Source organism: Bacteroides sp. 41_26 (assembly GCF_949740115.1).
GTDB lineage: Bacteria > Bacteroidota > Bacteroidia > Bacteroidales > Bacteroidaceae > Bacteroides > Bacteroides nordii.
The window spans coordinates 74,441-95,386 of record NZ_CATJGZ010000052.1; the positions used below are offsets into that span (position 1 = coordinate 74,441).

Below are 20,946 nucleotides of genomic sequence, written 5' to 3' on the forward strand. Positions count from 1 at the left end.
TCTTCTATCCACTAAAATTTCATTTATAACTTGAATAATTAAAAATAAAACCTTGCTCTTATCTATTTCTTTTCAAGAAAATACGATTTGAAATTACATCCGGTAACTCAGATTCATAATGTGTCACCATGATCATCGTTTTGTCCCGCCGACGGCAAAAAGCTTCAATCACCGTCTTCACTCGCCGGCGATTAAATGTATCGAGTCCATGAAGTGGCTCATCCAGAATCAGTAGCTCAGGATCCTTAACAAATGCACGTGCCAATAATGCCAAGCGTTGTTCACCACTCGATAACTGTAGGAAAGGTTTATCTTTTAACCGGACAATGCCGAAAATATCCATCCACCACTCACATATCGCTATCTGCTTCTGCTGCGGACGTTTATAAAGTCCGATACTATCATGCAATCCGCTTGCCACAATCTCAATAGTAGGCAGATTTTTCAAATAAGCCCGGTGCATTTCAGGACTCACATAACCAATGTGCTTTTTTATCTCCCAAATACTTTCTCCCGTACCGCGTTTACGCCCAAACAAGCTGATATCGCAAGCATACGATTGCGGATTGTCGGCACAAACAAGACTGAGCAAAGTAGACTTTCCTGCACCATTCTCTCCACTGAGCGCCCATTTTTCACCCCGACGTACAACCCAGTCAAGCTCCTTAAGAATGATACGGTCTCCATAACGAATACTGACTTTGTTTAATCTTACGACCTCTTCCGAATCATAATTCGTACTTTCGTAAGGTAAATCAATAATACGTTGCTGTAGTTCTGTGAACGGTTCTTCCATCACATGTTCGCGATATCTCTCCAAATAGTCTTCACGAGGTATTTTATCATACACAGTCAAATGATCTACAGGAATAACATGAGTTATAAATGAAGGCACATCGTCCAACATTGATAGTATGAGAACGATCTGTACAGACGACAACTTCGTAAGACGTTCGAGCAGACTGAAAAGCAGTTCACGCGTAGGTGCATCCAATCCTATAAAAGGATTATCCATAACAAGTACCCGTGGAGAAGTAAGCAACGCTTTTGTCAGCTGAAATTTTCTTAATTCCCCACTCGAAAGCAGAATTATCTTTTTATCCAGCATCGGTTCAATGCGAAACAGTTCAAACAGTTCCTGTTTCAGAGCCTCATCTTTTATCTCTCCCAACATTTCACGAACTTCGGGTGCATCATCCTGATCGTGCGCATTCCAACGCTGCTGATAGTAATAATTAGCATCCGCTGCCCCATAAGTATCACGAAAAGCAATATATTTTACATTGTCATATACCGTATTGGTAACAGACGGGGAGAAGTCGTACACTAAACTTCCTTCCTTTAGCGGATACTTTCCCAAAAGCGTATCCACCAACAAACTCTTTCCACCTCCATTAGGTCCCACCACAGCAACATGTTCTCCTGCTGACAGTGCCACCGTTACCGGTTGTGCCAAACGAATAAGCGGGTTGCGTGTTACGCCCCCCGCTATACTAATAGTATTCTGTATCATCTGTTTTATTTATACATTATCAATGCCGACTGTGCAGGAACAGTAATTTCTGGTCCGTACAACATTCCCATACCACGGCTATCAATTGCTCCATCACGGCAAAGTACTGTATATTTACCTTCCGGTACCGTCAACTTCGCCGGAGTATTACGTGAATTATAGGCCACAACAATCTCTTCCCATTTATCTCCGTTAGCATAATCTTTCAAACGGAATGCCACCAGGTTACTACCTTCTACAGGAATAAATTCCAGATGCTTACGTACCAGATCAGCATCTCCCATACGAAAAGCAGGATGTGATTTGCGTAAGTCTATCAACCGTTTGTAGTACGTAAACACATCGTTATTTGTTGTTTTGCGTTTCCAGTCGATAGCATTAATAGAATCCGGACTCTCATAACTATTGTGTACTCCCTTTTTATCACGCATGACTTCTTCGCCTGCCTGAATAAAAGGCACACCTTGTGAAGTAAATACTACTGTCTGAGCCAGCTTGTCCAGACGTGCCAATAAATCCGGAGTGATTTCCGGGACGCTTGATTTCAAACGATCTACCAGACACATATCATCGTGACAAGATACATAGCTAATCATTTGAGTAGGCTGTAATGCCCACGGTGCCTTACTATAATTCACCGAATCATAATTAATTTGCGGATGTTGGATAGCTCCCACGATACCAAATTTCAGACTTTCTTCTCCTCCGGGTAGCCCAGCGAGGAATGCACCTTTATGGTTATCATTGAACGGCCCTCTCAACCCATCGCGTAATTCATCTGAGAATGCAGCAATGCCTGGCATCTCATGCACATTTGCCTTCATAGCCAACGAATCAGCCAGATATTTAGGAGCTTCTGCTGCCCATCCTTCTCCATATATATAAATAGAAGGATCTACCTTATCCACCGCTTTACGAATCTCGTTCATTGTCTCTATATCGTGGATTCCCATCAGGTCAAAACGAAAACCATCGATATGATATTCATTAATCCAGTACAATACCGATTCAATCATATACTTACGCATCATAGCACGGTCACTTGCAGTCTCATTCCCGCAACCGGAACCATTGGCCAATGTTCCGTCTTCCTTATGACGATAAAAATAGCCAGGCGCAGTACGTTCAAAGTTACTGTCGGCCGTGTTGAATGTATGATTGTACACCACATCAAGTACTACACGGATACCTGCTTTGTGCAGAGCCTGCACCATCTGTTTGAATTCCTTGATACGTACAGCTGGATTGTATGGATCAGTAGAGTATGAACCGTCCGGTACATTATAGTTCTGAGGATCATATCCCCAGTTATATTTATTCTCGTTCAGCTTTGTTTCATCCACGGAAGCATAATCATAAGATGGCAACAGGTGTACATGTGTCACTCCCAACTCTATCAAATGATCTATTCCCGTCAACAATTTATCAGGATTCATTGTACCACGCTCTGTCAATGCAAGGAATTTTCCCTTGTTCTTTATACCCGAAGCAGAATCTACTGAAAAATCCCGGTGATGCATCTCATAAAGAATAATATCTGCCGGTGACTTTAATTCCGGACGGGTATCTGTATCCCATCCTTCAGGGTCGGTATCCCTCATATTGATAATTGCAGCACGTTTACCATTCACCCCTACTGCTTTGGCATTGATTCCAGGTGTATCACCCAACCACTTATCATTCACTTTCACATTGAAAGTATAAAATTTCCCCAGTAAGTCCTTATCCACTGTAACCGTCCAGGTACCTTCTTCGCCCGATACTAATGGCACTGTTTCATAAGCATGCCCACCTTCTCCGGCCTCAAACAACATCAACCGTACTTCATCTGCGGTTGGAGCCCAAAGAGAAAACTTTGTAGCAGCAGGTGTATATTCCATCTCCGTCAGATTTCCCGAACGTACGGGGTACAGTTCATAAGAAGTATATTCCTTTTTTGCAGGAGTACAACTCATTGCCACAACTGTTGTCACTCCAATTATTGCCAGATAATTAAACTTCATAGCATCCTTAATATATTTAAAATTCAAATTTCCTGTTTTTAAAACAATTCACCTCACCTTGTCCGGATTCTTAGCTATAAAATCTTTCCATCCGTGGTAACCCTTCTCTATCGTAGGGCGTCCCATCTGAAGGAAATGACAATAAGCTGCTGCCAATCCGTCTGTAGCATCCATAAAAACAGGCATCTCTTCCTTTGCCAAATGGAGCATTCGTTGCAACATATCCGCCACCTGCTCTTTCGACGCCTGACCATTACCTGTAATTGCCATTTTTATTTTCAGCGGAGCATACTCCGTAATCGGAATATCTCTGCTCAATGCTGCTGCCATTGCCACTCCCTGTGCACGTCCAAGCTTCAGCATCGACTGTACATTTTTCCCAAAGAAAGGTGCCTCAATAGCCAGTTCATCCGGCAAATAACTCTCAATAATGCTTAATACACGTTCGTGTATATGTCTAAGCTTCAAATAGTGATCACCAAATTTACGCAAGTCGATAACTCCCATAGCAACCATTTCAGGCTTTGTGCCCGTTACCCGCAAAATCCCATACCCCATAATGGTAGTACCAGGATCGATGCCCAGAATTATCTTTTCTTTGACCGGTTGTATCACTCTATTACCTCCATCAGTGTAGGAAATCCAATTGCCTTATCTTTAAATGTTTTTGATAATTCTTCATTCAGTTTCACCCCTTGCTCCAAGTGCCAGCGATGCAACACTCCACTACTCTCCACTTCCCACTGTAAAGAATAAGATGTACCCTCATCCCGATGGCTTAGTATCCGACAAAGACGTGGTGACTTCAACGCTCCATATTTCTCTATTTCAGGGATATAACATTCTTTGATCCATATCAAAAAATTATTGTGAATCTCATCATCCACTTGAAAGGTTGTATTATAGATAAGCATATTTTCTTTTTTGATTATTATTTACCGCAAACATAGCAATTATTTCAGAATAATGCATTATATTTGCGCCACGAAAACGGAACAAAGCCTGCAATCGTTGACGTAACTTAATTGGGGGGTTAGCTCATCTGGCTATTTTTTCGACCCATATAAAACTCTACAAATCAACAATATACGATTAAATCTTATTTTTTCATAGCAATTTTATATCAATTCTTGTATAAGGCTGTCCGGGTCGTCTGTTTCTTCGGGAATTAAATCAGGAGTCCCCTCTTCCTCTGGTTCCGGTATCATTTCTTCCGGTATTTGTAATTCCGGATTTAAGACCCATTCAGGAACCTCCAATTTGTTTTTCGAGATAAAATCGTTCATTTCCGATTCGGTATCGAATTCTGCGTATTCGGAATTCGCGGAAGGATATACCTTGCCGCTATTCTCTTTAATGATCGCTTGTACTGTCCCATCGTTATAGATAAGAACACAAGGTTTTGTTAATACTATCATAGTTTTATTTTTTTTAATTAGTTTGTACCGTAAATCCTTTCTGTTGCAACGATGTGATCGCCGCTTGTGACGCTTCGGTAGGTGCAGCACATGAGCCAGCCAATGTTATAAATCTCGTTCCCGTAATAACCTCCGCTTTTGCATCAAGAGCAATGAGGATTTTATCAATCGTCGATGAATCAATAGGGAAATTAGCATCAGGGGTCAATCGAAAACCATAGAATCCACTCGATAAAGGAAATTCTTTATCAAAAGTAATATCAATATTACCAAAAAGAGCTAAATTGACAACACTCTTATTAGGAATATCACCTATATCGCCAGTTATTTTCTCGCCATTCTGACTGCTATATAAAATAAAATAACCTATAGTTGGTGGCATTTCCGATAAATTGCCATATATATTAGAGTCCGGATTTAATGTTATAGTTTTAATAGTACGGGGGATATCTGCTATATTTCCTGTGATAGTAGAATTGCCAGATATCTGTAAGGTAAGTAAATTTGAAGGAGCATTCTTTATGTCTCCAGATACATTAAAATTATTTCCAGATAATAGAACCTCAGTCAGATTGGGCGGCAAATCCTTTATGTCTCCCGTAAATCCTAAAACTAAATTATATAACCGTACTTGGGTTAACCCACGTGGTAAATCAGCAACATTACCAGTAATCTTAGAACCGATACCAGTATGCAGATAAATGTACTCTAACTTTCGTGGCAGATCTGCAACATCACCATTTATTAAAGATTCTGTAGATACTATTTGTAAAAAGGTCATTAATCGAGGAAAATCAGAATAATCTCCTTTTATAGTATTCTTTGCAACATCACCTCCTCCAATCATCAGATAATTAACGTCTCTCGGTATATCATAGATATTACCAGATATATTATTGTTGTATTGGGAAGTAATATTAGTTATTCCTTTCCCAAAATCTCTTATATTTTGAGAGATATAGGAATTGGAAAAATGAGAACCGCAAGATAGGGCATACACTCCTTTTGCTTCTATAATGGCGTAAGGTTCTACTACCCTGAAATATATATTTGTTGGTTTTCCCTTTTTTATACTTATTGACATTAGTCTAAAATCCGTAGGATCAAGAGAAACACGCCCTCCTGTTATTTTTACATCTGTATCAATCAAAGAAGTCATGTTAATGTTAAGATACCCCCCGTCAGCGTATTTTTTCAACTGAATCACCGTAGTAGGAATACTATCATACGTCAACTTCGCAATTTCGGATGTGGTTCCAGGAAGTCCATTAACCGTATAATTATCACAGCGAAGAACCGCCGTTTTTGTATACTGGTTGATCCAACCTACTAATACAGAGTTATTCATTTGTGCGGCTTGAAGAACCAACTCGTACTGAGAGGTACTTAAATTATAGATCAGGTATTTGTACCGGTTATCTGTCATAGGATCGGTTATCACTTGCCCATTGGAAGTAGCAGAGTCGATAATTCTCGCATTACCGTAAGATAGTAATAATGTAGACGGTAAGGATATGGTTACCGATTGATCGCTGTCACTAAAATCTATGCTAACCGTTCTGTCTCTGCCCAAAACTTGCATCATACCGTTTTGAGTAGCTAACTGAATAGCCTGATCCGCTCCTAATACCTTATTTGCGTCAGTAGTCTCTAAATTATGGGAGATATCGGTTTTGGGGATATAGTCATCAATAGAGCAGGAAACGCCATTAACACGGTATCGGTTACACTTCAGTATAGCCTCCTTAAGATATTGGTTAATCCACCCTACCAATACTGAATTAGTCATTTGATTGATAGAATCAACCAATTTATACTGGCTTTCGCTTAAATCATAGACCAGATACTTTAGTTTACCACTTGTCATTAGATCAGTTATTACCTGACCGTTAGTGGTGGCTGAATCTGCGATTCTTGTATTCCCGTATGATAAAAAGAGGCCGGAAGGTAGAGATATAGTAACAGATGTATCAGTATCACTAAAATCTACGTTAACGACTTTATTACCCGCTATCAACTGCATCATGCCGTTTTGAGTAGATAGAATCCTACCCATATTCGCGGACAAAGGTTTATCCACAGAAGTAGATATTAATCCATCTACGATGTCAGACGCAAGAAGATAATTAGCCGGATTCATAGATTTACCGTTAACGGTGTAATCGCTACACTTAAGGAATGCGGTCTTAACTTCGTTACTGATCCATCCGAGTAATACGGTTCCGTTCATCTGGTTCTGCGCCGTGACAACCTCCACTTTCCCTTTGCTAATATTGAACACAAGATACAGATTCTTAGTAGCTGCGGGAACTTCTATCATACTTATACCCATATCGCAGATAACAGAGGTATTACCGTATGATATGACTGTTTGCTCAGGGAATGCAATAGAGGTGTTTCCATTGTCTTTGAAAACGATCTCTACCTTAGTACCTGCAAACGTCCAGATAAAGCCGTTCTGTGTAAACGCATTATCCATGTCCCTTTGTAGATTATCTACCTCTTCATTTATATTGAATAGCTCTTTTTCTGTAACAACCGCTACCCAATTATCTATTACATTCCAGTCCTCGTCATCGATAGTAGCCCCGATATATTTATATGAGCGCCAACCTTCTTCTGATAAGAATGTACACGTCATTCCCTCTTTTCTTATGTCTTGCGGTATCTTAGCCACAGCCGTATTCAAAGTATATACATTAGTACCGTTCTCGCCCTCCGTCGGGTGCAGATATGACACGATATAGTCCGTTAAAGAGTTCACATCATTTTGATAGATAATTTGCGCAGACTCCTGTCCGGTCATTCCTTCAGTAATTTTTTTTAGTGCATCCATATTATTTTTATTTTTTATAATTCCATAAACCAGTATTGTACCAGAATCCCAATTCGTTCCACGTCCCGTCCTCCAATATCCACGGTCTTCCGTCAATATTTGCTATATATACAGTCGCGGTTTGCATGGTAACCTCATTTTGGAAAGTAATATATTCCCCACCTAATTTTATACCGGTAGCCGTTATTAGAAAATCGCCGGCGTTTCCCTCTGTCTGATCCAGTGTTACAAACTGTGGAACGCCACTTATCAGTTTCCAGGGGTTTGAACTTTCCAATATAAAAGATAAATTATCAACGGGCTTTTCTATAATCATTCGCGTAGGTACGATACGTATATAATTTCCCGTTTTAAAAGAAGTCTCAAAAAGAGGATAGCAAGACAAAGCGCTAAAGGTTACTAAGGCCCCGAATCCGTCGGAGGTTTGGCAGGCGTATGTAACACCCGCACCAGCCTCTTTACCAAATACGAAATAACGTCCGCTCGTACCGCGGAATTGAACGATATACCTCCTTTTCGTAGATAAATGAAGATCGGATAATAAATCAGCGGATATATCCGAAATAAATGTCTCGACAGTATGAGTATAGATACTATTTTCTAAAGTTGAATTGTATTTTGTGTTTTCCAAAGAAGACGCCACCTCTACAAAATCCCCTGCCCTTAGAATATCGGATACAAGGCAATTGGAGTAAAGTCCGTCTCCTTCAAATCTGAAACCTCTAAAGTCTTCGAAGTCCAGTACACGAACATCGGTAATTCCGTCCGGGCTGTAGCTGCACGGCGGTTTCATATTATGTATTCTACATTTCATATCATAAAGACAAAAAAGGGCGATATCATCTACCGCCCTTTTTTTAATTGTCACAAGTTACTTATTCCGTAATAGTCTCCTTATAAATCGGGGTAATGACGCTCCGATCTTTTACAAAGGGGGCGATCTCAGTAGATGCACCCTGTAATATCGTAGTCCATCCGGTAGCGTCCGCTTCGGCTGCGCCGCTTGCGTAATCAAATCCACCTGCCGGGGCGCTTAGACCACCAGTACGCCCGAGTACTTTAATGGACCCGTTAACGGTAACGACAACAGCGATAAACCGTCCTAAACTCAACGCGTCCCCCTCATTAATAATATCTACATCATCCTGTTCAATTACGGTATTAAGTGTGTGTTGACGGTATTTCCCTCCATTCCCACCGACTAACAAGGCGTCAGCGTAAGAGGTTGTATTGTCCGCCCCCTTTATAGGAAAGAAACTTTCACCTTCCGGCAAAAAAATCCCTTCTATATCTCCGTCGGTACCGAATTTATAAGCGATCGCACCGTCTACCGCCGCATCCCCGTTTGCCGGGGGATAGTAATTGGCTAAGAAAGTTTCCCGTACGCCGGATAATACGTACTCGCATTTCTTTCCGCCCAACCCTTTTGTCAATTTACAGTTTCCCATCTTTATACTTTTTATTTCTATTTTTTACGGATTTCCAAATGCCCCAGGCGTACCAAGCGCCCCGTTCATTCCAACGCCCGGTTTCAAGTACCCAGGGCCTTAAGGGAAAACGGTGTCTATATCCTCCGTACGTTGGTTAAGGGTTACTACCGCGCCCCGATCACTGTCCGGGAGATTTACACGCACTTGCCCTACGCGTGGATTAATTCCACTTGAATTGTCGGCAGCAGTCACAGTTACGGTAGTTACGTTAACGCCGTTGGCTTCTGATGTTTCACCAGCTTTTACGGTAAAGCCATCTACTGCGGTATTAACTTCGGGAGTCACACCTTTTTTAGTTACTACCGTGAATGTCTTTGCCTCTCCCGCCGCTGAGAACACAAGCGAGTTAGGAGTTATCGCCAAGTCGTTATTACCGGGTCCCGCCTCCTGTGCGGTCTTAACCTTGTCAGACCAGATAACAGCCTCATCCTCAAACGGTATCACAAAGCCTAAACGCATACGCCCCTTAATCCACACCTTACTATCGTTAGGTTTCGGGAATTGGCCCATTTCGATCTCGTCCAGATCGCTAAGAAGGTCCGTTAACAGGAAGGCGTTAGTACCATCGATACAGATAAGGGTATTCTTCCCGATACCTTTGACCGGTACAAACTCTACTCCCAAATAGTATATACGCGGATTGCGTTTGTCGGTATCGTCCACCGTCCAGGCTTCCGCCAACACTTGATTATTTTTGTCAGCGAGCGCAGCACGTAAGATACGTCGGGTGCTATACGATCCGAAAATATAGAGGGTACCAGCGTCTTCACTTTGTAACACGTCTTCCGATACGGCGTTATATACGTCTTCAAAAGTTTGCAACACATTCGCTTTCGTGATAACAGCGCCGACCAGTTTAGCTGCCTGAGTAGAATCCAAAAGCGTTTTCTCCATACCGTTAAACTGGTTCGGGTCTACACTTTCATCCCCTCCGATTATCATTTCCTCGATTTCGTTGCTAAGACCGATCGCGATAAGTTGTAAGGTAGCCTCTTCCAGTTCTGGCGGCAGGCTTTCATTCTTTGCCCCCGGGGATAGCATGTAAAGAGTACGCTTATTTTCCAATTCGTCGATGCACTGCTCGAGATTGATTTTATAGGTCTTTACTTTAGCCTTCTTGTCAGACAGTTTAATAATCTGATTAGGGGTCCAGGCGCAGTCTTTACCGTCGATCTGCAAAATTTTATTATCGAGATCGATCATACTCAGAAGCTCATCCCCTTTAATGCCGGTCAGCACGCGAATATATCCGCCCTGTACCAGGCGGCCACCGAACATTGCACGGGTGAACCATTCGGGATTCTCCTGTGCGTTGTAACTAAGGCCGTTAATATTATACATGTTTGCCATTTAAATACACTTTTTTTCGGTTATTATTTCTTTTTCCTTCTCTCATTCCGGCTACGGATAACGGCGGCCATCTTCTCGGTGTACGTCATCTCTTCGGGCTTTTTACCACCACCATCTACGAGGGCCTCCGCAGGCGTTGTACTCGGCTGTTTTTCCAATTCTGCGATTTGCGCCTTAAGGCGTGCGATTTGCGCTTCTTTCCCCCCGATTTTTGATAGGTATTGTTTTGCTCGAGCTTTAGCCATCTTAGTTTTTTTAGCCAGTTCGGCCGCAGCAGCTTCGGGTTCTACTCCGTCGGCTTCCGGTTGTGTAACTACCATCATACCGCTATCATCGATGACGAGAAAATTACCGTCCGATAATGCATGTTCCCCCGCTGGCATTTGCTCACCATCGAGTGTCGCGAAACCATCAGCGTCTACCCACACTTCGCCCCCGTCCGCCAGGTCGAAAATAAGGTAAGGATCGCCCGCGTCTACCTCATCTTTGGCGGCTTCGTCTACTAAATCTTCGGCGGCAGCTTCGGTTTCACCTTCCATTAGTACGCCAAACATAGCCGCGAGCGCGGCAGCTAACTTACCCTTCGGCTTTTTCTTTGCCGCGGCCTGCTCTTTTGCAAGCTGGGCGGCCGTTTTTGTCTCTTTTTTCATTTTTACACTATTAAAATTAAATATTCCCTCTAATGAGAAGCCTTTAACGTTACCAGATAAGACCTCTGTACGCCAATATACAGAGTCTTCGATCTTATAAGAAGCTACGAGCGTACCCGGCGGGAGTTCACCCAATCCCAATGCCGCCGCTTTGTCTCTTTTTGAGTCGGAAACAAGCCATATCTCCGTTAGATAATTGCCCTTTAGCGGTTTTTCATGCTGGTGAGTAGTAGTACTTAAAGCTAAACCGGTTTTCATCATTTTTTGGGCTATCTTTTCGATATCCTGCGCAGTGAATTTTATATAATACTCCCCTAACGCATCATCGTATCGGTATATTAACTGATCGGGTATGAGGACAACGCCCGTTAAAATCTGCTTTTGCCGGTCTAAAGCGAGTTTTACGGGGCGTTGCTTGTGAAGAGCTACAAAATTGCACTCATTGGCGGGTATGTCGACAAACGATATGGCGAATATCCCTGTATTGTCCGTACCCATTATTTTACACTCGTATACTGGTATCTTAGATTTCATGCAATAAAGACAATTTGCGATAAATTCGTCTTAAAACCCTGCTAAATCACGAACGGTTACTACCTCGTCCGTCGCATCAATTATATCGGTTACAGACACAACCGGTTTTATCTCCATATTTTCGATCGCGTCTATTATTCGGTATTCTTGTGACAGGGGCGCATCAGAAACCACCGACGGAACTGTATTACCCGGTAACACTCCTATGAGATCGGAGAACAACAAAGGGCGAGGATTGTCATTTATGAAATTTACCAATGACTTATTGGCGCGATAACTTTTATCGTTTATCATAAACTCGCCCCCCTGGGCCTCATAGGTAGGAACACCGCTTATCAATATAGGAACACCACCGTTTGCATGGCTGGGCCCGTTGATCTCACCCCCTTTTTCCAGTTTGGATAGTTGTTCCGACATAATACCTACCTGTGCAGCTCCCATAGTACCAACAAGACTGGCGAGGGCTATATTCCATATCCCCCACGGTTTATTACCCAATGCGCCTATAACGGCCGAAGCGGTATCCGCGATCCCCCGCGCTATGTTGGAAATAAGATCGTTACGTCGCATCTTCTTCTCCTTCTCGGCAATTTCCGCTTCTCGTTTTTCTTTCTCCTTTGCTAACTTTTCTTCTTCCCTCGCCGCCTTTTCCCGTGCACGTACCTCGTCGTTAAGTTGTTCACGCAATGCCGCGGCCGTACTCCCGGTGGCATTTCTTAAGCGTTCTTCTAATTCTTCCACTTTTTGCGCGGCTTTTTCCCGTTGTTCTTGCGCTTGCTCGTATTTTTCATTTATGATATCCAGTTGTTCATTAAGTCCGTCTAACTGTAGTTGCAAATTAGCGTTTAGAGTGTCGGTAACTGCGCTAACTGCCTGAGAAACCTCCTCTGCATACTTCCCTATCTTTTCTAACAGTTCTTTGTAATAATCGGCTTGTACTTCCGTAGCCTGCTTAGTGTTGTCCGATTGGGATTTGAGCGCAGTCTTGATACGGTCAGATACGTTTTCCATTGCACGGGCATAACTCTGAACCTCCCTCTCATATTCGACAGACCCTTTTTGTAGGCCGGTCAATGCGATTTTATGTGAGTCAGTTAAAGACGCCTGGTAAGCTGTGAGATGTTTTATGTACTCATCTAACGACGAATTTATCTCTCTTAGATTGTTCTTAGTGGCGTCCACGTCGATAAGTCCTGTATCGTCCTTATCTCGTACAATCTTTTGTTTTTTCTCTATCTGTGCGTACATATCGTCTATAGCAGACAATTCGAGATCGGCACGTACCGCGAGTTCATCGGAAGTCAGCTTTAACAGTTCATTCGCGCGTGCGTCCTGCGCATTGAGAATAAGCTCATTTATTGCTTTCTGTTGTTCTTCCGTTAAATCCTTTTCCTTTTCCAAACGCTTTTTCAGGTCCTCAACTTCACGATCGTATTGCAAGTTAATTTCGGTTCGGCGACGTTCTGTTTCATCCTGTATCAAAGCTATCCGGCTATCCTCTACCTGCCTTTCTAATTCTAACGTCTTTGCCGTTTGTTCGTCTTGCAAATCCTGTAATTCCTTATTCTTCTGCTTTTCCAAACTGACGATCTGGTCGTTAATCGCTTCGCGAGCTTTTTTAGTAAGGTCTGTCTCTGTGCTGAGACGTTTACGCAAGTCTTCGATTTGACGGTCGTATGTAACCTCTATTTTCTTAACACTGTTTTGCATTAAATCCAGCCGAGCGTCTTCGGCCGCTCTTAGTTCGTCGAGTTCTTTTTCGGATGCGTTTTTTGCGATTTCCTTAATTTTATCGGCAAATTCTTTACGGGCAACCAAAATATCAGCGTTCAGTGCCTCCTGATCCGCTTCTATTTGTAATGGTACGACTAACTCACTTTCGAGCGTCTCTATCCGATCCTTAACCATCTTTATAGCTTTATCCACTTCAAGCCGCATTTTTTTACCATCTATGGGTATCGTAACTTCCAGATCTGTATTAGAATTCCATTCCGCCTGTTTTTTAGTTAGTATAGTGAGAATGTCAGAATACTCCCGTAACTGCTTTTTATTTTTTTCCAGATTATTGTAACTGTTTTCTGCGGTTTTTTTCTGCCCATCTAAAGCGCGTTGACGTTCTTCGAATATCTCTTTCTCTTTTTTCCATATCTCCGTCAGTGTCGCCCCCTGTGCCTCCATTATACGTATTTCCTGCTGAATGCGTTCTATTCTACGCTCTGAGGCATCCTTTATCACACCTGCCTCTTTACCTACTGCATCCATATATTCCCTTTGAAGCGCGTTTAACCGTTCCTGTTCTTTCGCAGCATTATTTGTATTTTTAGCAAAAACAAGCAATGCGGAACCTACAGCGACTAAGGCCAACGCCAAAAGCACATAAGGATTAGCGGAAGCAACCAAATTAAAGGCCTTCTGCGCTACCGTCGCAGCGATCGTACCTTTTGTACTTGCAACCTCGGCGGCCGTTTTTGCCTTTAACTGAGCGGCCCGTATAGAATCCGTAACAGCCGCAAGTTTATTTTGCACGATACTCTCCCGTATAAGGTTCGTGTTAACCTGTTCGGCGATGGAAAGAAGAGCAAGTATTTTATTAAGCCTTTCAGCCTGTTCCGCGCTTTCTTCATTTTCTTTACCGAATAGCCCCATCAACGTATTGGATAATAAAAGGGTTTGAGCCAATCCCATAGTAGACTTTGTAATGCCATCTACGCCATCAGACAGTTTGCCCAACCCGTTTAACGCCTTTTCATAGTTTCCTACACTGTCGCGAAAGTTTCCCGTACTTTCTCTCAGGGATTTATATTCTGCGTCTAACTCCTGTATACGCTGTAGTAATTCCCCGCCTACGGTCACATCGTCCCTTTGCGCTTTACTCAGGCTCTCATATTCGTTACGTAGATCGGTTAGCTGCATCCCCATCCGCTTTATACTATCTTCCGCCAGTTGGTCGGCCTGTATTTTCCGCGATTGTTCCCGAGTAGCTTCTCTCAACTCCTGGTTAGCCCTTATCTGCGCATCGGTTGCCCCGTCTCGTACGGCCTGTATTTTACGCTCGGTATCTGCTAACTTCTTAGCCGCCTTTTCCTCTTCCGTCAGGGCTTTCGCACGCCCTTTACTGACTGACAGGGCGGCCCCCGCACTTCCCGACACACCCTTTACAGTCGTATCCAGATTCTTTAACAGGTCATTTAACGTGGTTACATCCTTAATATTTTTTTCTACCCCATTAATGATTAGAGTATATTCTTTCTTTCCAGCCATATCTAAATTTTTTTTATCAATTTGACCTTTGTTTTATTACGTCCCGTCGGGTCATATCCTGATAGCTCCGCTACATAATATATGTCGTGATTAAATAGCGCCTTTTTATAATTTTTCAGCATTTCGTAGTGAACAGGACTTAAGTAACATTCTATCTCAGTATAGTGAGAATCCGCGTTTACAAGGGTGGCAAAATATAAATCCAGAATAGTAAATTTCTTGTTCTCATAACTTAATATTAACCCTTTAGTATTAGTTACTTTAGCAAGAAATACGCTTTTTCCGTTTATATCTGCACTAAATATACCACCATAAAACCAGAATCTTTGTGCCAAATCGGTATATTTTTCTTCCATTGCGTCTTTATACGCCCTGTCTTCCGTCCAAACCTCATGTTTAGATATCACGGGTAAATCGAGAAAGGCCTTATCTTTTTTAATTCTCTTAAACCAGTTATATGAAAACGGGCTCTTTTGTTCTGTAGGGTTTCCCTCGATCGCGCCAGTAGTAATAGAGCCGGAAACGCCCGTATTTCCATTAACGTAATACCCCTCTTCGTCTTCGTTTACTGTAAACGATAGGATAAATTGAGATGGTAGATTCAATGCCGAATTACTTCTCTTTGCCACCGCCCCTATTCCATCCAAATCTACATACTGGTTCCAAATCTTAGGGACACCCTTCTCCAAAAAGAAAGTATTATCTCCGGCGTCCACTATGCGGAGATTAAATGTCGTACACAGATTATCTATGAAGTCCGATACCTTCTCATTTTGCGGCATGAACTTAAACAAGTCAATGCGATCACTTTCAAAAGTCGGGGCGTCCTCCCAATTTAATATCGGTAACGTCCCGTTTTCCAGATTAGAGGCCGGTATCCACCCTCTATCGGAACGATACGGGATCAGCTCTATCCTATAATTGTATCGGTGAGATGATACCGCAGGAACTGACTCACTTCCGATTATCGTATCATGGCATTCAACTACAGATATAAGAGACAGCCTTTCTCCCTTATCCAGCCAGGCGATAACCTCCACAGTTCCCGACGCGTCAGTATCAGATAAAGATGGGGAAAAATTTCCTGGCCCATTGACAACCTCTATCTTAAACTTATCCGAGCTTTCTGTTATTCCGTTTTCCACCAGGTAATACCCCTCGTTAGGGAAAAGGGAGAATGCCCGTTTATCGGCTTCCAGTATTCCATCCTCTGACCAACTTAAGAAAGGACTTTTCAAAAGTACCGCGCTTTGTATACCACTATAAGTAGGATTACGATATACGCTATCATGTTCCCCGCTTCCGGTAGTCACGCCGAAAACTAACTGTTGATCCTGCATCTCATCAACAATTAGAGACGTTCCGTTAACAGGGTAATACCTTTTCGGTGAATTAGGTTCTTGTGGAAGATTGTTCCGATATAAGGTGCTATCTAAGGCCAAGTCAGACAAATCGTTAAGACTATTAATACCCCGCATCAATCGCAATTCAAAGACACGTCTTTGAAGTGACCCGACAGTTACATGGCATACACCCGTATCCGTGTCTACTTGTCCCAGCATTTGCCCTCCCGTATGAAGTTGTAAGTCATACGACAATCGCACTTTATAGTACCCGGACACGGGGACAGTTATCGCCCCATCGTCAACGACACCAACGTTATCTATTACCTGAGTTATCTCGTTATTCGTTCCCCCCGTTACCATCGCAGAGACCGACTCTTTGTTATCAGTGTACAATAGATTCTTTTCAAAATTGCGATACTCTCCGCCTGTCGTATCGACACTAAACCATTTTCCGGCTACAATAATTGAGCTGTTACGGTAATTCCACGGTAATTCATAAGTCGGGTCATTCTTATAGCTTACATATATATCGTTTAAATACTTGTCCGTTTGATAATCCCCGGTCAATAGCATCCCCTTTATTTCAAAGACCTTTTTTAAAAGGAGTGAAACATTTAACGAGGGGGGCACATCATCCCAGGACAATGATACCCGACTGTCCCATTCGTCGCGCTCTCCGTATCCGTCACGATCGACTTTCGGAAGTAAACCGTATAATACATAAGGGAATATAGCAGGCTGTGCCCCTTCTAACGCTTTAGTATTCGCTGCGGTTACCGACTCGCTGAAAAGCCCGAAATCTATATAATAGCCCGTCATATCCTCCCATTTTTCAGAGGGGAATATATCTTTTGAAGTTTTAGAATTAGGTGTATATAAGTTTCCTTTGTACCCGGTAGCCCCTATTTCTGAAAGTCTGAAATACCCTTTGAAAATACGTGCCCCATTAACCGATAACTCAGCGTTATACCGCCTATTAAATTTATTAACGACCTCCTCTACTCCAATGAAACCGAGTATCGAATTATTATTGAAAGTGGGGGGTAAAGTAATACTATAACTGTATTGGGCGTCTTTCAAAGTGAGCTGCTGCGGATTTATAAACTGACGATTTATACGGATATTAAAAGTACCCGGCAAATCACAGAGTTTTCCATTTATATATAATTCTATTACTATCATTCGGTCAAATGGTATTTAATAGTTGGTCTTTGCATATTAAAATTATCGGCGGTTTTCGATAGTGTGAATTCTTCCACAATGATATAGTTACCGTCATTGTCAACGACGACCGTAGACGCGGCCATCTCTTTAAGCCACTTCGCCACCTCATCACTAATCGGTGCCCCCTCTACTGTAAAGGTATTCGCTAAGTTAGCGTTATATACAGTTTCTAAACTGTCTCCTTTTTTCATGTATGGCGTTAAGGTCTTATCGTAGGTTTCTACCTCATTTCGAAGCTCATCCTGAACGGGCGCATCAAAATTCACGTTATCCCATCCCCCTAAACGATTGATGAAAGAAAATTGGGTGAGCCTGTGTAAGCACTCCGGTATAATCTCGTATTCCAAAAAATCGGAAATTAGGGAGTCTCCTTTTGCGAGTGCTACCTTTACAATCCCCGCATTAGGATACCGGTCCAAAGCAGCATCTATGTCTAACCGACATGTCCGAACCAACGTATTATCTATACTTTCCTGACCGTATACGGTACCGAGGTATAAATGGCCGGTACTGTATACCTGATATGCAATACGAAACCGTATACCAATGAATTTAGAGTAGCACACAAAGTTTAAAAACTCCCTTTGCCCTCTAACATATTTCGTCAATGGCTTATTAGTTAACAGCTTAACGACGTCCCCGTTGTACACATATGGAGTAAGGTCTAATTCCTCAAAGACTGGACCGTAACCGTTAATCACATACAAGACGCTCGAGCAGTAGAAATAAAAAGAATTGTTTCCCTTTACTTTTGCCAAGAAACGGTATTTATGATGGGTTCGCGTACCAAACCAGCCGGGAGACTCCGGAAAGGTAGAACGTTCGGCGTATTGAGAAAAGAGGGAATTTAGTTCAAACCATAAAGGGGTACCCGAATAGGTTTTACTCAAACTTGTTATGTACTCCCCCATCGACGTTGCATTGGTCGGAGGCGTTTCCACCCCGAATAAATCGGAAGGACTATCGTATATATCTAACTCGATCTCAGCTGTAGCATTATCTCCACTGATACTATCGTTACTGTATGAATCCGGGATCATACGGTCGATAGTATAACCTGTACTGTTTCCAGATATTGTCATATTATACTCTTTTCCGGCGTCCTTACTCCGTATGGTTATGCGGCTCCCATTAGTAACACCGTCAACAGAAGACACGAAAGGAATAACTATTTCAAAATTCGTTTTAAGCCAATCATCGGACATCATAGCCTGCCTTAGATTCTCTGCCGTATCAGAAGTATCGTCCGAAACAAAAAAGACGTATCCACCCACTTCTTCCGCAGTAGTAGTACCTTTAAAAATACGTGTGTTACCGTAAGAGTCAGATATTTGTAATACGGATACCGAAGACAGGTCCATCGAAGGGATGACCTTTACCCCTATCTCTATCCACAAATAACGTTTTGTGACTGGCTTACTTTCAAATATCACAAAATTAGGCGAGCCGGTAAGTGATATTTTTTTGGGTTCGGTTATTACCGCTATGTCTTTAGAAACGTATCCCATATATTTAATTATCATTAAAGAAGTTATCTAAATCATCCACTATTGAGTTAAACAGTTTGTCTGCCCAGTCTCCCATAAACAAACCGTCTAACTCCTTGTCGATCGTAGCGAAGATAGGGCGCCCCTTATGTCCGTCCCGCCATATTGCGTACGATATCCGGTACAAGGTATCAACGTCGGTCGGTATACCGTTTTTAGCCGCCCAGTTTTTAAGAACGCTTATAGGAGGCTTCTTTTTATACTTCGGGGGCCGCGTCCATTCCAGATATATGACGTAGTGATTAAACAGCGCCTTTATTACAGGATCGTTACCGGCTACCGCATTTACCGTTGTTTCCAGATCGCCTTTCAACGCGCTATCACGTAATGTGTTTCTACCCACTTTATCGTTAGTACTTATCGTATCATCTTCTAAGATAGCCGCTGCCAGGGCTAACAAATCGTCGGCTATCTTATTAATCGCCAGCTGTACCCCCTCCCTGCTCATACCTTTATTTTAAAATTGGGAAGCCCCGTCTTATCGTTAAATATGGCGCACCCGTCTGGGTTATCCACTTCAAAACAGGGTAACGCCTCTCTCTCTGGAAAAACTTTGTCCGGGTCGAAATCATCAGCACATCTGTCAACCGGGTTTGCCTGCACGATCGTGTAAGTGAAGCGAAAACCGGCAGCGTTATTATCATAGTAATCCCGCAGAGATAAAAAGCTAAAATCGTCTATACTGTACCCGGTTTGTCCTCGGGTCTGCTTGATCTTTTCCGCGATTGACAGCCCCACGTTGAACGCCCCCGTTTGTACGTCTACTACTTCCTTATCCGTATTCGGAATACCGAGTATATCCACATTGACGGTATAACGGAGGGTCTGATTTACCGACTGACCGTATACGGGATCGTCAAGCCACATTAACGGGTGTGCCTCGTTTGCCGCGCCTTTCTCGTAGTTCTTTCCATACATAAACCCTTTAATCTGTTTATGCTGCCGGGCTAACTCATAAAAGAAATTAACTATCTGCATTCTTAGAATTTTTTGAAATGAACCTGTCTAATTTTCTTTGCGCTTCTTCCGCTCTTTCCTTATCCCCTTTGTATAAAAGGAAGTTGAACGCCGTCGTAAGTGGTAGCGAAGTGATATCGTCAAAGCGTAATATTTGATCGCCGGCCAGATCAGCGATAATTTTATACCACCCCCACGAACGCGCGAAAGAAGTATATTCCGCGGCAACCGGTCTACTAACTCTACCAGGTTTGTATAGGACTGAGTACGTCGATGTAACACGTTGCTGTAGTGTAAAAAAAAAGCCAGCACGCCTAAAACCTTACTTACAGGGAGTGCGGCAAACATAGCCGCCCGCTTTTCGTTATTCTCGTAGTTATACTCTTCTCCTACAGGACGGCATACTATAGCCAGTATGTTAGAGATCACGTTCTCCCCTTTCTTTTGTACCTCTTCCGCATCTATCCACGCACCTAAACTTAATTTATCCTCTACAGGCACGACATAAGTAACTCCGTCTATTTCTAATGTAGGATCGGGCGCGGCAGGATTATCCGTAAAAAGAAAACCCATACAGTCCACTATCGTATTAAATATTTCCGCGGGCCAGCTTAATAATAATTCAGCGTCAACCATACAGATACGTGCAACCCATGCAACACGTTCCCGCGTCGTTTCTGGGATATCTGTACTGAATGTCTCGTACAATCCCAACGTGATATCATCCCAATTTTCAGGGACAGATACCGTAACCCCATTATATTTTATCGTAACCATACACTAAAGACAAAAAGCCCCCGAATTGTCTTTAGGAAAA

At 42.6% G+C, this 20,946-nt stretch carries 16 protein-coding genes; all 16 read right to left on the reverse strand.

The genetic code is table 11. The annotated features are described in order from the left end of the window. Window positions 1-58: 58 nt before the first annotated feature. Complete coding sequence (locus tag QX565_RS03715) at window positions 59-1,513, reverse strand: ATP-binding cassette domain-containing protein (protein ID WP_289291336.1); 1,455 nt, start codon at window positions 1,511-1,513, stop codon at window positions 59-61. A 5-nt stretch (window positions 1,514-1,518) separates the two neighbouring features. Next, window positions 1,519-3,516 (reverse strand): type I pullulanase, encoded by a 1,998-nt coding sequence (gene pulA / locus QX565_RS03720; protein ID WP_289291428.1) that lies wholly within the window; start codon window positions 3,514-3,516, stop codon window positions 1,519-1,521. A 48-nt stretch (window positions 3,517-3,564) separates the two neighbouring features. Further along, a complete protein-coding gene (ruvC, locus tag QX565_RS03725) occupies window positions 3,565-4,131 on the reverse strand; it encodes a crossover junction endodeoxyribonuclease RuvC (protein ID WP_002561125.1) in 567 nt (188 codons plus the stop codon). Continuing rightward, entirely contained in the window at window positions 4,128-4,430 is a 303-nt protein-coding gene (locus tag QX565_RS03730) for a DUF4286 family protein (protein WP_289291338.1), read from the reverse strand. The genes ruvC and QX565_RS03730 overlap by 4 nt, the downstream gene beginning before the upstream one ends. 204 nt (window positions 4,431-4,634) lie before the next feature. Then, complete coding sequence (locus QX565_RS03735; RefSeq protein WP_289291340.1) at window positions 4,635-4,934, reverse strand: hypothetical protein; 300 nt, start codon at window positions 4,932-4,934, stop codon at window positions 4,635-4,637. A gap of 13 nt (window positions 4,935-4,947) precedes the next feature. Next, a complete protein-coding gene (locus tag QX565_RS03740) occupies window positions 4,948-7,770 on the reverse strand; it encodes a hypothetical protein (protein ID WP_289291342.1) in 2,823 nt (940 codons plus the stop codon). A 7-nt stretch (window positions 7,771-7,777) separates the two neighbouring features. After that, the gene (locus tag QX565_RS03745) at window positions 7,778-8,563 is read right to left on the reverse strand and encodes a hypothetical protein (RefSeq protein ID WP_289291344.1); all 786 of its coding nucleotides are present in this window, start codon (window positions 8,561-8,563) and stop codon (window positions 7,778-7,780) included. Between the two features lie 82 nt (window positions 8,564-8,645). Continuing rightward, window positions 8,646-9,218 (reverse strand): hypothetical protein, encoded by a 573-nt coding sequence (locus QX565_RS03750; RefSeq protein ID WP_289291345.1) that lies wholly within the window; start codon window positions 9,216-9,218, stop codon window positions 8,646-8,648. A 99-nt stretch (window positions 9,219-9,317) separates the two neighbouring features. Continuing rightward, entirely contained in the window at window positions 9,318-10,610 is a 1,293-nt protein-coding gene (locus QX565_RS03755) for a hypothetical protein (RefSeq protein WP_289291347.1), read from the reverse strand. 23 nt (window positions 10,611-10,633) lie between these two features. Further along, on the reverse strand, window positions 10,634-11,794 hold the full coding sequence (locus tag QX565_RS03760) for an XkdF-like putative serine protease domain-containing protein (protein WP_289291348.1): 1,161 nt from the start codon (window positions 11,792-11,794) through the stop codon (window positions 10,634-10,636). Window positions 11,795-11,824: 30 nt separating this feature from the next. Then, window positions 11,825-15,055 carry a coiled-coil domain-containing protein gene (locus QX565_RS03765; protein ID WP_289291350.1) on the reverse strand — a complete coding sequence of 1,077 codons (3,231 nt, stop codon included), beginning with the start codon at window positions 15,053-15,055 and terminating at the stop codon, window positions 11,825-11,827. Window positions 15,056-15,057: 2 nt separating this feature from the next. Further along, window positions 15,058-17,583 carry a hypothetical protein gene (locus QX565_RS03770; protein WP_289291352.1) on the reverse strand — a complete coding sequence of 842 codons (2,526 nt, stop codon included), beginning with the start codon at window positions 17,581-17,583 and terminating at the stop codon, window positions 15,058-15,060. Then, entirely contained in the window at window positions 17,580-19,133 is a 1,554-nt protein-coding gene (locus QX565_RS03775) for a hypothetical protein (RefSeq protein ID WP_289291354.1), read from the reverse strand. The genes QX565_RS03770 and QX565_RS03775 overlap by 4 nt, the downstream gene beginning before the upstream one ends. A 4-nt stretch (window positions 19,134-19,137) precedes the next feature. Then, window positions 19,138-19,620, reverse strand: coding sequence for a hypothetical protein (locus QX565_RS03780; protein WP_289291355.1), 483 nt, complete (start codon window positions 19,618-19,620; stop codon window positions 19,138-19,140). Next, entirely contained in the window at window positions 19,617-20,150 is a 534-nt protein-coding gene (locus QX565_RS03785; protein WP_007486379.1) for a hypothetical protein, read from the reverse strand. Before QX565_RS03785 ends, QX565_RS03780 begins: the two co-directional genes overlap by 4 nt. Window positions 20,151-20,177: 27 nt before the next feature. Further along, complete coding sequence (locus tag QX565_RS03790) at window positions 20,178-20,906, reverse strand: hypothetical protein (RefSeq protein WP_289291358.1); 729 nt, start codon at window positions 20,904-20,906, stop codon at window positions 20,178-20,180. Between the last annotated feature and the right edge of the window lie 40 nt (window positions 20,907-20,946).

Coding starts and splice junctions, on each gene's coding strand:
- QX565_RS03740 (WP_289291342.1), bottom strand. CDS start 7,770: ATGGATGCACTAAAAAAAATTACTGAAGGAATGACCGGACAGGAGTCT.
- QX565_RS03790 (WP_289291358.1), bottom strand. CDS start 20,906: ATGGTTACGATAAAATATAATGGGGTTACGGTATCTGTCCCTGAAAAT.
- QX565_RS03745 (WP_289291344.1), bottom strand. CDS start 8,563: ATGAAACCGCCGTGCAGCTACAGCCCGGACGGAATTACCGATGTTCGT.
- QX565_RS03750 (WP_289291345.1), bottom strand. CDS start 9,218: ATGGGAAACTGTAAATTGACAAAAGGGTTGGGCGGAAAGAAATGCGAG.
- QX565_RS03755 (WP_289291347.1), bottom strand. CDS start 10,610: ATGGCAAACATGTATAATATTAACGGCCTTAGTTACAACGCACAGGAG.
- QX565_RS03760 (WP_289291348.1), bottom strand. CDS start 11,794: ATGAAATCTAAGATACCAGTATACGAGTGTAAAATAATGGGTACGGAC.
- pulA (WP_289291428.1), bottom strand. CDS start 3,516: ATGAAGTTTAATTATCTGGCAATAATTGGAGTGACAACAGTTGTGGCA.
- QX565_RS03730 (WP_289291338.1), bottom strand. CDS start 4,430: ATGCTTATCTATAATACAACCTTTCAAGTGGATGATGAGATTCACAAT.
- QX565_RS03770 (WP_289291352.1), bottom strand. CDS start 17,583: ATGATAGTAATAGAATTATATATAAATGGAAAACTCTGTGATTTGCCG.
- QX565_RS03785 (WP_007486379.1), bottom strand. CDS start 20,150: ATGCAGATAGTTAATTTCTTTTATGAGTTAGCCCGGCAGCATAAACAG.
- QX565_RS03775 (WP_289291354.1), bottom strand. CDS start 19,133: ATGGGATACGTTTCTAAAGACATAGCGGTAATAACCGAACCCAAAAAA.
- QX565_RS03765 (WP_289291350.1), bottom strand. CDS start 15,055: ATGGCTGGAAAGAAAGAATATACTCTAATCATTAATGGGGTAGAAAAA.
- QX565_RS03780 (WP_289291355.1), bottom strand. CDS start 19,620: ATGAGCAGGGAGGGGGTACAGCTGGCGATTAATAAGATAGCCGACGAT.
- QX565_RS03715 (WP_289291336.1), bottom strand. CDS start 1,513: ATGATACAGAATACTATTAGTATAGCGGGGGGCGTAACACGCAACCCG.
- QX565_RS03735 (WP_289291340.1), bottom strand. CDS start 4,934: ATGATAGTATTAACAAAACCTTGTGTTCTTATCTATAACGATGGGACA.